This is a genomic window from Massilia sp. IC2-476 (assembly GCF_020707295.1).
Classification (GTDB): Bacteria; Pseudomonadota; Gammaproteobacteria; order Burkholderiales; family Burkholderiaceae_D; genus Telluria.
Genome location: NZ_JAJFER010000002.1, coordinates 10,895 through 23,683, shown reverse-complemented (window position 1 = coordinate 23,683; position 12,789 = coordinate 10,895). Strand labels below are relative to the sequence as shown.

Here is a 12,789-nt window from a genome sequence, read left to right as displayed (position 1 = left end):
CATGAACTTCAGGTGGCATTCATGCACATGAATGCACCCGATACGCCGCCCGGCGCCTTGGCGCCGCAGGAGGTCTCGCTCGACGTCCTGCGCGAAAAATACGCCAAGGGCGAAGAACGCAGCATCGGCGACGTCCGCCGGCGCGTGGCGCGCGCCCTCGCCGCGCTTGAACCCGAGGAGCGGCGCGCCGAACTGGAAGCACGCTTCCTCTGGGCCCAGGAACAGGGCTTCGTACCGGCCGGGCGCATCAATTCGGCCGCCGGCCTCGGCCTGCAGGCCACCCTCATCAACTGCTTCGTCCAGCCGGTCGGCGATTCCATCTCCGGCGCCGAGGACGGCCTGCCGGGCATCTATACCGCCCTGGCGGAGGCCGCCGAGACCATGCGCCGCGGCGGCGGCGTCGGCTACGACTTCAGCGCCATCCGCCCGATGGGCAGCAAGGTGCACGGTACCCGCTCGCGCGCTTCCGGCCCGGTCTCCTATATGGAAGTGTTCGACGCCTCCTGCCGCACGGTGGAATCGGCCGGCGCCCGGCGCGGCGCCCAGATGGGCGTGCTGCGCATCGACCACCCCGACATCGAACGCTTCATCGCCGCCAAGGACGCGGGCGGGCTCACCAACTTCAACATCTCGGTCGGCGTGACCGACGACTTCATGCGTGCGGTCGAGGCGGACGCCATGTTCGAGCTGGTGCACCGCGCCGAACCGGGCGATGAAGAAAGCGGCGCCCGGCTGCGCGAAGACGGCCGCTGGGTCTACCGCCAGGTCTCCGCGCGCGCACTGTGGGACAAGATCATCGCCTCGACCTACGATCATGCCGAGCCGGGCGTGCTGTTCGTGGACCGCATGAATGCCGAGAACAACCTGTGGTACGCGGAAGAGCTGCGCGCCACCAATCCCTGCGGCGAGCAGCCGCTGCCCGCCTACGGCTGCTGCGACCTGGGCTCGGTCAACCTGACCGCCTTCGTCGACGATCCTTTCGGCGCCAGTCCCTCCTTCGACTTCGAGCGCATGTGCGAAGTCGCCGCCGTCGGCGTGCGCATGCTCGACCTGGTGCTCGATGCCACCGAATGGCCGCTGCCGCAGCAGGCAGCCGAGTCGCAGGCCAAGCGCCGCATCGGCCTGGGTTTCCTGGGCCTGGGCAGCGCCCTCGTCATGCTGGGGCTGCGCTACGATTCGAACGAAGGCCGCGCCATGGCGGCGCGCATCGCCGAGACCCTGCGCGACGCGGCCTACGCCACCTCGGTCGAGCTGGCGCGTGAAAAGGGCGCGTTCCCGCTGTTCGATGCGGACCAGTACCTGCAGGGCCAGTTCGTGGCACGCCTGCCGGACTGGCTGCGCGACGCGGTGCGCATGTACGGCATCCGCAATTCGCACCTGCTGTCGATCGCGCCCACCGGCACCATCTCGCTCGCCTTTGCCGACAATGCTTCGAACGGCATCGAGCCGCCCTATTCCTGGACCTACCAGCGCAGGAAGCGCATGCCGGACGGCAGCTGGCGCAGCTACGAGGTCGAGGACCACGCCTGGCGCCTGTATCGCCAGATGGGCCACGACACGGGCGCGCTGCCGCCGGCCTTTGTGACCGCCCTCGAGATGCGTGCGCTTGACCACCTGCGCATGGTGCAGGCGGTGCAGCCCTTCATCGACACCGCGATTTCGAAGACGGTCAACGTGCCCGCGGATTACCCCTTCGACGACTTCCGCGAGCTGTACAGCCAGGCCTGGCATGCGGGCCTGAAGGGCCTGGCGACCTATCGCCCGAACACGGTGCTGGGCAGCGTGCTGTCGACGGCGCCGCAAGGATCTCCCGCCGCCGTGCCTGACGACGACCCGCTGCGCAAGCGCTTCGAGCGCCGCCCGCTGGGCGAACTGGAATCGGTGACCTCGAAAATCGAATACTCGACCCAGGAAGGCCGCAAGACCGCCTACCTGACGGTGAGCTTCATCCGCGCCGACGGCGTCCATGAGGGGAAACCCGTGACGGTCGAGCGTCCCTTCGAGTTCTTCATGCCCTCGAACCAGCGCACCGATGGGCAGCAATGGATCACGGCCTCGATGCGCCTCTTGTCGATGGTGGCGCGCGCCGGCGGGCCGATCGCGCGGGCGCTGGCCGACATGCGCGACGTGGTCTGGGAAAAAGGTCCGGTACGCTGCGGCATGCTGACCCGCGAAGACGGCACCCAGGTACCGGTCTACCATGACTCGGAAGTGGCGGCGATCGCCTTCATGCTGCAGCGCGTGCTGATCCGGCGCGGCTTCCTCGACGCCTTTGGCAACCAGGTGCCGGTGCCGGAACTGGCACGCAGCTTTGCTGCCCGCTGCGAAGGATTCACGCCGGAAGCCGAACCGCAGCCGCCCACCACGTCCGGCGCCCTGCCTCCCACCAGCGGCGCCAAGTGCCCGGAATGCGGCGCCCGGGCATTGCGCAAGGTCGACGGCTGCACCCGTTGCGGCGAGTGCCACTACGTCGGCGAGTGCGGCTGACGGATCTCCCGAAAGTTTGCGCGAACATATTGCCGAGATAGTGTGATATCGTTGGCAGCCATTCAACAATGGTTGCGCAAACATGCTCACTTCCTTCCGCAAGATCAAAGGCCTGCGCTGGTGGATGATCGCGCTCGTGATGCTGGGCGCGGTCATCAACTACCTTACCCGCAGCACCCTGGCCGTGGCCGCGCCCACCCTGCTGAAGGAACTCGAGATCAGCACCGCCGAGTACTCCTACATCACGGCGGCCTTCCAGGGTGCGATCATGCTGCAGCCCTTGTGCGGCTACGTGCTGGACGTGCTCGGACTGAAATTCGGCTTCGCGATGTTTGCGGCCGCATGGTCGGTGATCTGCATGCTGCATGGTTTTGCCACCAACTGGCAGACCCTGGCGGTGCTGCGCGGCCTGCTGGGCCTCGCAGAAGGCTCGGCCAATCCGGCCGGGATGAAGGCGGTGTCCGAATGGTTCCCTGCGAAAGAGCGCGGCATGGCCGGCGGCATCTACAACATCGGCGCCTCGTTCGGCTCGATGCTGGCGCCGCCCTTGGTGGTATGGGCGATCCTGCACTACAACTGGCAGTCCGCCTTCGTGATCACCGGCGCGCTCGGCCTGGTGTGGGTGGCGATCTGGCTGCTGCTGTACGATGCGCCGGCGCGCCACCGCCGCTTATCAAAAAGCGAGGCGGAGCATATCGCGGCCGGCCAGGAGCGCCACCTCGAGGGCGACGGCAAACGCCCTTCCGTGCCCAGCATCCTCAGGCAGCGCAACTTCTGGGGCATCGCCCTGCCGCGTTTTCTCGCCGACCCGGCCTGGGGCACGCTGGCCTTCTGGGTGCCCCTGTACCTGACCACGGTGCGCGGCTTCGACCTGAAGCAGATCGCCATGTTCGCCTGGCTGCCCTTCCTCGCGGCGGACCTGGGCTGCCTGTTCGGTCCCGCCGTGGTGCTGTGGCTGCAAAAGCGCGGCGTGCGCCTGGTGAATGCCCGCCGCGGCGCCTTCACGCTGGGCGCCGTCATGATGATGGGCGTGGCTTTCGTCGGCTTCGTGGACAACGCCTATGCCGCGATCGCCCTGCTCAGCCTTGCCGGCTTCGCCCACCAGACCCTGTCGGTCACCGTGATCACCATGTCTTCCGACCTGTTCCGCCGCAGCGAAGTGGCGACCGTCGCCGGCATGTGCGGCACCCTCGGCAACCTGGGCCTGCTGCTGTTCTCGCTGCTGATCGGCGGCCTGATGAGCAGCGTGGGCTACACGCCTTTCTTCGTCAGCCTGGCCGTACTCGACCTGGTGGCCGCCGTGCTGCTGTGGTCCATCGTGCGCGAACCGCTGCGCACTCCCACTCCCGCTACCGAACCAGCATGATCCAGAACCCGATACTGCGCGGCTTCAACCCCGACCCGTCCATCGTCCGCGTCGGCGCGGACTATTACATCGCCACCTCCACCTTCGAGTGGTATCCCGGCGTGCAGATCCACCATTCGCGCGACCTGATGCACTGGCAGCTGGTGTCGCGCCCCTTGAACCGGGCGAGCCAGCTGAACATGCTGGGCGCCCCGGATTCCTGCGGCGTGTGGGCGCCCTGCCTGACCTGGGCCGACGGCCTGTTCTGGCTGATCTACACCGACGTCAAGCGCTACGGCCGCACCTCCAGCGGCGGCGCGGCGGGCAGCGCCTCGCTGCGCGACTTTCATAACTATCTCGTCACCAGCCCCGCCATCGACGGCCCCTGGTCGGACCCGGTGTACCTGAACAGCAGCGGCTTCGACCCGTCGCTGTTCCACGACGAGGACGGGCGCAAGTACCTGCTCAACCAGCTGTGGGACCACCGGCCCGGCAGCACCCGCTTCGCCGGCATCGTGCTGCAGGAATATTCGGTCGAGGAGCGCAAGCTGGTCGGCCAGCGCGAGAATATCTTCCGCGGCACGCCGCACGGCCTCACCGAGGCGCCGCACCTGTACCGGCGCAACGGCTATTACTACCTGCTGACGGCGGAAGGCGGCACCGGCTGGAACCATGGCGTGACGATGGCGCGCTCGCGCGAACTGCGCGGTCCCTACGAGCTGCACCCGGACCAGACCATCCTCAGCGCGCGCAACCGGCCGGACGCCCAGCTGCAGCGCGCCGGCCATGCGGACCTGGTCGACACGCCCGATGGCGAGACCTATATGGTCTACCTGTGCGGGCGCCCGCTGCGCAACCGCGGCACCTGCACGCTGGGCCGCGAGACGGCGATCCAGCCGGTGGTGTGGGGCGAGGACGGCTGGCTGCGCACGCGTGACGGACGCGGCACCCCGGAACTGCAGGCCGAGGCGCCGCAGCTGGAGGAGCACCCCTTCCCGCCAGAACCCGTGCGCGAAGACTTCGACGGCCCGCAGCTGCCGCTCGCCTTCCAGTGGTTGCGCACCCCGTGGCCGGAGGAACTCTTCAGCCTGGCCGCACGCCCGGGCCATTTGCGCCTGTTCGGGCGCGAATCGATCGGCAGCCAGTTCCGCCAGGCCCTGGTCGCGCGCAGGCAGGACGGGCATTGCTACAGCGCCGCCACGCGCGTCGAGTTCGAGCCGCAGCACTACCAGCAGCAGGCCGGCCTGGTGTGCTACTACGGCGCGGCCAAGTTCCATTACCTGTACCTGAGCCACGACGAGGACCTGGGCAAGCACCTGCGCGTGATGAGCAGCCTGCCGAACCACGTGCAGTCCGACGCCTTTACCCCGCCCATCCCGCTGCCCGCCGGTGTGCCGGTCGAGCTGCGGGTGGAAGTCGATGAAGAGCGGCTGCTGTTCGGCTACCGCCTCCACGGGGGCGAATGGCAATGGCTGCCGCAGGGGTTCGACGCCAGCATCCTGTCGGACGAAGCCGTGGCGCCGGGACAGCCGAATTTCACCGGGGCCTTCGTCGGCATGGCCTGCCAGGACATGGCGGGAACAAGCCTGCATGCCGACTTCGAATATTTCGACTACCGCGAGCGCGCCTATGGCGACGATCCGCGCTTCCTGCCAGATCAGGCCAGGTCGTAGCCGGCGTGCTGACGCGCTTCGCGCAACACGGCCTGGGGCGGCTTGCCCAGGGTACGCACAAAGGCGCGGCGCATCCTTTCCTCGTCGCCAAAGCCAGTCTGCCGTGCCACCCTGCCGATCGAGGCATGGCCGTCTTCCAGCAGCGAGCGGGCCGCCTCCAGCCGCAGTTTTTCAACCGCCTTGGCCGGCGAATGGCCGGTCTGCTCGCGGAAAGCGCGGCTGAAGTGGCGCGGGCTCCAGTTGACGTGCTCGGCCAGCTGCTCGACCGACAGCGGCGTGTGCAGGTTCTCCTTGGCATAGCGCAGCGCCAGGCGGATGCGGTCGGAACCGCCGTCCATCTCGGCGAGCGATGAGAACTGCGACTGGCCGCCGGTCCGGCGGTGATAGACCACCATCTTGCGTGCCACTGCCTTGGCCAGCGCCGTGCCCAGGTCAGCCTCGACCAGCGCGATCGCCAGGTCGATGCAGGCCGTCATGCCGGCCGAGGTCCAGACCGGACCATCGTTGACGAAAATCTTGTCATCGTCTAGTTCCACGTCCGGGTACTGCTTCTTCAGCTCCTGCCCCAAGGCCCAGTGGGTGGTAATGCGGCGGCCCGCCAGCAGCCCCGCTTCGGCGGCGACGAAGGCGCCGGTGCACAGGCAGGCGATGCGGCGTGTACGCGTGGCCGCTCCTTGCAGGGCTGCCACCAGCGCGCGCTCGGGCGGCGCGACGACCGTGGGACCTGCGATCAGGAGCGTATCGAAGGCGCGCCGGCCGAAGGGCCGGCTCTCGACCGGCACGCCGGCGGAGCTGCGCACCGTGCCGCCGCTGTGGGAGACGGTCTCCAGTGCGTAGAAGGCGCTGCCATGTACCTGGTTCGCCAGTTCGAACGCAGTCAGCGCGGAAAAGTCGAGGACCTGGAATCCGGGGAAGACGACAAGGGCGATACGCTTGGCCATGGCGGCTCCATGCGAAGGTGGTGCCGGGATTGTACCCTGCTTGTCCGAAATTGAGGGAAGAATGTCATTTCGGACTTCGCGCGGCAAAGCCATACTTCTTCTGTCGCACACATCAACCCACACAGAAGGAGCTCACCATGAAACTCACCGACAACACCATCTTCATCACCGGCGGCACCTCGGGCATCGGCCGCGCGCTGGCGGAAGCCTTCCACAAACTGGGCAACCGCGTCATCATCAGCGGCCGCCGCAAGGCCCTGCTCGAGGAAGCCACCGCCGCCAATCCGGGCATGCGCTGGGTCGAACTGGACATCACCGACCCGGACAACATCCGCAGCGTGGCCGCCCACCTGATCCGCGAATACCCGGGGCTGAACGTCCTGGTCAACAACGCCGGCATCATGCCCTTCGACGACCCCGCAGGCGCCATCGACGAGGACACCATGCTGGCGTCGGTGAATACCAACCTGCTCGGCCCGATCCGCATGACAGCGGCGCTGGTCGAACACCTCAAGAAGCAGCCGCGCGCCCACATCATCAACAACACGTCGGTGCTGGCCTATCTGCCGCTGGCGACCAACGCCGTGTATTCTGCGCTGAAAGCCGGGTTGCACTCGTACACGCTGTCGCAGCGCTTCGCCCTGCGCCACACGAACATCCAGGTGCAGGAAATCGCGCCGCCCTGGGTCAACACGGACCTGATCTACAAGGGCGACGACCCGCGTGCCATGCCGCTCGACGCCTTCATCGAGCAGACCATGGCGGCGCTCGCCACCGACGCGGAAGAAGTGCTGGTCGAGAGCGTGCGTCCGCTGCGCGACAATCCGGGCGCAGGCGAGCATGCGCTGGTCATGGGCTTCAACGAGTCCATCGTTGCCAACCCGATCCCGGTAGGCTGAGCCGGACAGGGCGGCGCGGCGAGCGCCGCGCCGCCTTCCCGGAAACAGGGGATAATCGTCGTCTCCACCATTCGCTTCCCGCATACCCATGGACGATTTCAACAATGTTCCGCTGGAGTTCTTCCAGGATTACCCGGAACCGGGCGTTAACTTCATCGACGTTGGCTGCATCTTCGACCAGCCCGAGCACTGGCGCCTTGCCATCGACACCCTGCACGAGCGGACCGACAACCTGCACTTCGACTTCATCCTGGCCATGGATGCACGCGGCTTCATGATCGCCGGCGCCCTCGCCTACCGCCACGAGGTCGGCTTCGCCATGGCGCGCAAGGCGGGCAAGCTGCCCGGCCAGGCGATCAGCATCGATTACAAGCGCGAATACGGCAGCGCCACCATCGAGATCCAGCCGGAACGCATCAAGGGGCAGCGCGTGCTGATCGTCGACGACGTGCTGGCCACCGGCGGCACCATCGAAGCGGCGGCATCCCTGCTGCGCCAGCTCGGCAAGGAGGTAGTCGGCGCCGCGGCCCTGTTCGACATCGCCTTTTTCAAGGACAAGCGCTCCCTGACGATGCCGGTGGTGTGCCTGCGCGAAGTCTGAGCCGCCCTGGGCGTGTCTCGCGCCGGATCAGCAGCGCGATGACGAACATGCCCAGCACGGAAGGCAGCAGCTGAGACCAGGGCTGCCCGTCCCTGAACAGGTTGCCGGCCGCCGAGGAGAGCATGCCGAACAGCGAGGCCACCATCTTGTAGATGTGTTCGATGCGCCAAAGCCTGGCATGCCAATGCCGCGGGAAGCACCAGCGCGCAAGGTCGTATCCAAGCAGCAGCGCCAGCGTCCCCAGCGACGCATACACGACACCGGACGTGGCGCCAGGCATGGCGCTCCTTGCCAGCAGCATCGGCAACAGGCCCAAGGCCCAGGCCAGGGCGCAGCCCCACAGCAGCACATCGACCCGGTTGGGACCGGCGGCGCGGGTGTACAGGACGTGCCAGCCACTCAGCAATTGGTAGGTGACCAGCAGGGTCAGCACGGCGAACAGCGGGATGAAGCGGAACAGCAGGTTACCGGCGACCGCGGTAGCGCACACCACCAGGGTGAATGCGACGAACACCCGCCCCCATCTGCGATGGCGCGGCGTTCCCTTGGCCCGGGCCAGCAACGCCATGCCGATAGCGATGGCGGCAATGCCGGCGCCGACATGCGCGGCGAGGTTGACCAGGTGCGGCGGAGACAGCGTCATGATTGGCCCTGTGTGGAAGAATCGGATCAGGGCCACTGTACAAACCAGGAGGAAGGATGTCCTGGTGTTTGTCACCGGTTGCGGGAATCCGGGAACGAACTGCGGCTATTTGCCGCACACCGCCTCAATGCTCGCCGCCGGCATAGATCCACATCGGTTCCGTCCGGCCGGCGCGCTCGAAGCCCAAGGCCTTGTAGAACTCGATCGCGTCGCCGTCGGCGGTCAGCATCATCTGGTGGAATCCTGCATAGCGCGCCAGCATGGCACGCATCATCAGGCGGCCGATTCCCCGCCCCTGCTGCTCAGGATGTACGAGCATGTGAGGGAAGTAGACGACGAGGTGTCCGTCCGAGATGGCATTCCCGAGGCCGACCAGTCGCCCCCCGATGCGCGCGGTGACGAGCGCATGCAAGCCGCGCAGGCCCGCCATCAGTTGCGCCGGCTTCTCGGCCGACGACCAGCCGTTGGCCCGGTACAGGCGGATCACTTCCTCCTCCTCGATGCTGTCCGCCAGCGATACGTCGATGTCCACGTCTTTCCTCCCTGTTCATACAAAATAAACGGGAACCGGCGCAGCGGACTGCTACCGGTTCCCCCTTGCAAGCGCCCAGGTGCGCTTAGTCGACGCTGACTTCCTTGCGGTTGTCGCGCGAGACGCGGTCGATCATCTTGTTATACGGATCGACACCGACCTCGAAGGGCTTCTCCTTCACGGTGACCGTCACCACCGGATTGTCGCCCGTGAGCGCCAGCTTCTTGAGCAGCAGGACGCGCTCGTCCTTCTCCTTGGCGCCGGGAGCGCGCGCGAAGACACCGATCTCCACCGGCTCGTCATAGGCGCGCGGCGTTTCCTTGCCGTGGCCGTCGGCCTCCATCTTCGCCAGGTGCAGCTTCATGCTCACGTCCCACTGTCCGTCGCTGCGCTTGACGGCTTTCGCCTCCGTCACACGGTTATCGTAGAAGACGATCTTCTCGAACAGGTCGGCGATCAGGGCGTGCTTGTCCTGCGGCGCCTCGGCGCGGATGTAGTCCAGCAGCTCGCTCGAGGTCGTGAACGGCGACTCCTGGTAGCCCTTGTCCTGCAGGAAGCGTTTCAAGGCACGGTTCAGGGCCTCTTCGCCGATCTCGTCGCGCAGGCGGTAGAACACCAGGCTGCCCTTGCGGTAGTGGATGTAGTCCTGGTTCTCCACGCGGTACAGCGGCAGTTCCTCGATCCGTTCGCCGCCGCGCGAACTCAGGTAACGGTCGAGCTCATAGCGCAGGAAGCGGCGCATCTGGTGGCGTCCGTACTCCTTCTCCATCACCATCAGCGCCGAGTACTGCGACAGCGACTCGATCAGCATGCTCGCGCCCTGCACGTCGGCGGCCGTCACCTGGTGGCCCCACCACTGGTGCGCCACTTCATGCGCCGTCACGTAGAACACGTAGTCGATGGAATCCTTGTCGCGCAGGTCGGCGATGAAGCCGATCGACTCCGAGAACGGAATGGTGTTCGCGAACGACTGGGCGAAGCGCGCGTAGTTCGGAAACTCCAGGATCCGCACCTGCTTGTGCTGGTAGGGCGTGAACTGGGTCGTGAAGTAGTCCAGCGCCTTCTGGGTGGCCGTCACCATCCGCTCCACGTTGTAGGTGTGCTTCGGATCGTGGTAGACCTCGATCGGGATGCCCTTCCACTCACCCTTCTTCACCTGCCAGTCGGCCGACAGGTAGGCGAAGAACGGCATCATCTTCTGGTCCATCTTGTACTGGTAGTAGTTGCGGCCATTGGCCTGCCACGACTTCTGCAGGTAGCCCGGCGCCAGCGCGGTCTGCTTGCCGCTGGTCGAGACCGTGGTCTCGAAGCTGATCCAGTCCGCGTCCGCCCCGAACAGCGAGTGGCGGCGCGCGGCCTGGTCTTCGAGCTTGGGCATGCGCTCCGGCTCGCCGAGGCCGCGCTTGCGGCGCTCGTTGCGGTCGCGCAGTTCCATGTCGCTCTGGTAGCCCAGCTGCGGGAAGAATTGGCGATTGTTGAAGAAGCTGCCGTTCACGTTGATCGTGTCGGGGCTGCCGCCGTTGCTGAAGCCCGGACGGCGCACGTCGACCGTGAATGCGATCGGCATGCGCTCGCCCGGCTGCATCGGCTGCGCCAGCTTGAGGATACTGAACCCGGCCTCCTTGTCGCTCACCACCACCTGGTGCGGCGGCAATCTGGTCCAGGTGACGGTGGCGTCGGAATTGACCTGCAGCGGCAGGCTGTCGACCGGCTTGCCGGTGCGGTTCTCCAGCACGTAGCTGCCGCGGATCGCCAGTCGGCGCTCTTCCGGATAGATGTCCACACCGGCACGCACGTCGATCACCTTCGCATGCGACAGGTCCTTGTACTTGCGGTAGTTCTTCTCGTACTGGGCTTGCTTGTCCATCGCGACGTCGCCGGCTTCGTACCGTGCCAGGGTGTTGGTGTTGTAGAAGATCCAGCCGCCGGTCGCGGCGAATGCAGCGACGGACACGGCCAGCGCCGCACCCGAAGCGCCTTTCAGGCGCTGCCCTGCTTCACGCACGCGGATGCGCCAGGCGAAGGACAGGCCGCGCACCCAGAAGGCCTGGGCCACGATCAGCGCCGCCACCATGAACAGGCTCCAGTAGATGGCGAACCAGGTCCATCCCTTGAGGAAGTGGCCGAAGCCGTTCATGTCCGAGTACGGGGTGCTGGGCAGGCCGGCGATGTTGTACAGGTTGTGATCCAGGTGCAGGATGCCGGCGGTGACCTGCCACACCATGAAGAGGATCATCAGGAGGTAGCCGATGAACTTGTTGTTGGTCACGACCTGCAGCACCAGGGCAAAGAGACCCATCAGAATGAAAGGCAAGCCCGCGATCAGGGTGCTCTTCAGGTAGACCATCGGCTCGATCGGTGCGCCGCCCTTGAACAGCTGGATCGCAATCGCCGCCAGCACGCCGGTGAACAGGAAGGCCAGTACCACGCCGGTCAGCGCCAGGCTCTTGGCCACCAACGGCGCCCAGTTCGGCATCGGCATGGCGTCGTTGACGTCCGCGATCCGCGCCTGGCGTTCCTTGAAGATCAGCTCACCCGCATAGAAGGTGACGATGATGAGCAGCATGAAGGTGAAGCTGCCGTTCATCAGTTCGACCATCAGGTGGGTCATCGGATAGACGGTGGTGCCGAAGATTTCGCCCATCTGCGACGAGCTGCCCACCAGGTTCAGCACGCTGAACAGCAACATGACGAGGAAGGGCACGCTCTTGAACACGGCCGCCGCGTCGAACTTGAAGATGTGCCAGCACTGGATCCAGCGCGTGGAAGCGCCGAAGCGCGGCTCGATGCGCGGCAGCTTGAGCTGTGCCGGTACCGGCGCGGCCTGGGCCTGCAGCTTGGCCTTGCCGAACAGGCGCTTGCCGGTGCCGGCGCGCTGCGGCTTGAACAGGGCCAGCGTCAGCCCGAACAGCACCAGCGCCACGGCACTCCACAGCGCGCGGTTGGCCAGTATGTAGCCGGCAATGTCGGGCAGGCCGGCATTCGACTCGGCGGTGGAGAAGTAGCGCGTGGAGCGCGAGAATGCACGCAGGCCGAACGGGTCGGACAGCACGGCGAGCCATTCGTTGTCGATGTTCACGGTGAAGGTACCGGCGACGATCCACAGCACGAAGAAGGCGAGCACGCCGACGTACACGAGCATGATCGAGCGGGTGGTCGCGGCCAGCAGCAGCAGGAGCGCGCCGATCAGCAGCAGGTTCGGTACCACGAGCACGCCGAGCGCCCACAGGAAGGCCGCACCGGGGAACGGCCCGACACGCTGCACGTCGACCCAGGGCATCAGCGGCCCGAGCATCATGCCGAGCACGATGCCTGCAAAGATCACCAGGCAGGCCAGCAGGCCGGCGGCGAAGCGGCCGACCAGGTAGTCGCGCTTTTTCATGGGCGTGGCGAACAGCATGTCCGAGATCCCGACTTCGCTGTCGCGCAGGACGGTGCCGGCGATGAAGATGGTGACGACGAACATTGACATCAGGCTGAAGACGCCGAGCATCTGGGCGACGACGACCGGCGCATTGCGGTTGACGTTGCCGATGCTGCCGCCGACCTGGATCGCGTCGGTGGTGCTGGCGCCGAAGGCGAGCGCGCCGAAGATCAGCGCGCACACCCACAACAGCGGCTGGCGCAGTTGGGTGCTGAGCTCGAACTTGAAGAATTCCCTTAACATG

The 12,789-nt window shown here is 66.3% G+C and carries 9 protein-coding genes; 5 read left to right on the top strand and 4 right to left on the bottom strand.

Annotation, left to right across the window (positions count from 1 at the left end):
• Positions 1-27: 27 nt before the first annotated feature.
• The 3 genes from LK539_RS04900 to LK539_RS04890 all read left to right on the top strand — a co-directional run bounded on the left by LK539_RS04900 (position 28) and on the right by LK539_RS04890 (position 5,505).
• Complete coding sequence (locus LK539_RS04900) at positions 28-2,487, top strand: adenosylcobalamin-dependent ribonucleoside-diphosphate reductase (RefSeq protein WP_227800550.1); 2,460 nt, start codon at positions 28-30, stop codon at positions 2,485-2,487.
• An 82-nt stretch (positions 2,488-2,569) separates the two neighbouring features.
• The gene (locus tag LK539_RS04895; RefSeq protein ID WP_227799799.1) at positions 2,570-3,853 is read left to right on the top strand and encodes an MFS transporter; all 1,284 of its coding nucleotides are present in this window, start codon (positions 2,570-2,572) and stop codon (positions 3,851-3,853) included.
• Entirely contained in the window at positions 3,850-5,505 is a 1,656-nt protein-coding gene (locus tag LK539_RS04890) for a glycoside hydrolase family 43 protein (protein ID WP_227799798.1), read from the top strand. Before LK539_RS04895 ends, LK539_RS04890 begins: the two co-directional genes overlap by 4 nt.
• Here the strand turns inward: LK539_RS04890 and LK539_RS04885 are convergent.
• On the bottom strand, positions 5,490-6,446 hold the full coding sequence (locus tag LK539_RS04885) for a GlxA family transcriptional regulator (RefSeq protein WP_227799797.1): 957 nt from the start codon (positions 6,444-6,446) through the stop codon (positions 5,490-5,492). The genes LK539_RS04890 and LK539_RS04885 overlap by 16 nt on opposite strands.
• Before the next feature lie 137 nt (positions 6,447-6,583).
• Between LK539_RS04885 and LK539_RS04880 the strand changes: the two genes are divergently transcribed.
• Both LK539_RS04880 and LK539_RS04875 read left to right on the top strand, forming a co-directional pair.
• Entirely contained in the window at positions 6,584-7,345 is a 762-nt protein-coding gene (locus LK539_RS04880; RefSeq protein ID WP_227799796.1) for an SDR family oxidoreductase, read from the top strand.
• A gap of 88 nt (positions 7,346-7,433) precedes the next feature.
• On the top strand, positions 7,434-7,946 hold the full coding sequence (locus LK539_RS04875; protein ID WP_227799795.1) for an adenine phosphoribosyltransferase: 513 nt from the start codon (positions 7,434-7,436) through the stop codon (positions 7,944-7,946).
• On the opposite strand, the gene LK539_RS04870 is transcribed toward LK539_RS04875, so the two are convergent.
• The 3 genes from LK539_RS04870 to LK539_RS04860 form a co-directional block, all read right to left on the bottom strand.
• Positions 7,894-8,589: a hypothetical protein gene (locus LK539_RS04870; protein ID WP_227799794.1), complete on the bottom strand. Its 696-nt coding sequence runs from the start codon at positions 8,587-8,589 to the stop codon at positions 7,894-7,896. The two genes, LK539_RS04875 and LK539_RS04870, sit on opposite strands and share 53 nt — an antisense overlap.
• Positions 8,590-8,713: 124 nt before the next feature.
• A complete protein-coding gene (locus LK539_RS04865; protein ID WP_227799793.1) occupies positions 8,714-9,121 on the bottom strand; it encodes a GNAT family N-acetyltransferase in 408 nt (135 codons plus the stop codon).
• An 85-nt stretch (positions 9,122-9,206) separates the two neighbouring features.
• On the bottom strand, positions 9,207-12,788 hold the full coding sequence (locus LK539_RS04860) for a M1 family aminopeptidase (RefSeq protein ID WP_227799792.1): 3,582 nt from the start codon (positions 12,786-12,788) through the stop codon (positions 9,207-9,209).
• Position 12,789 lies beyond the last annotated feature (1 nt).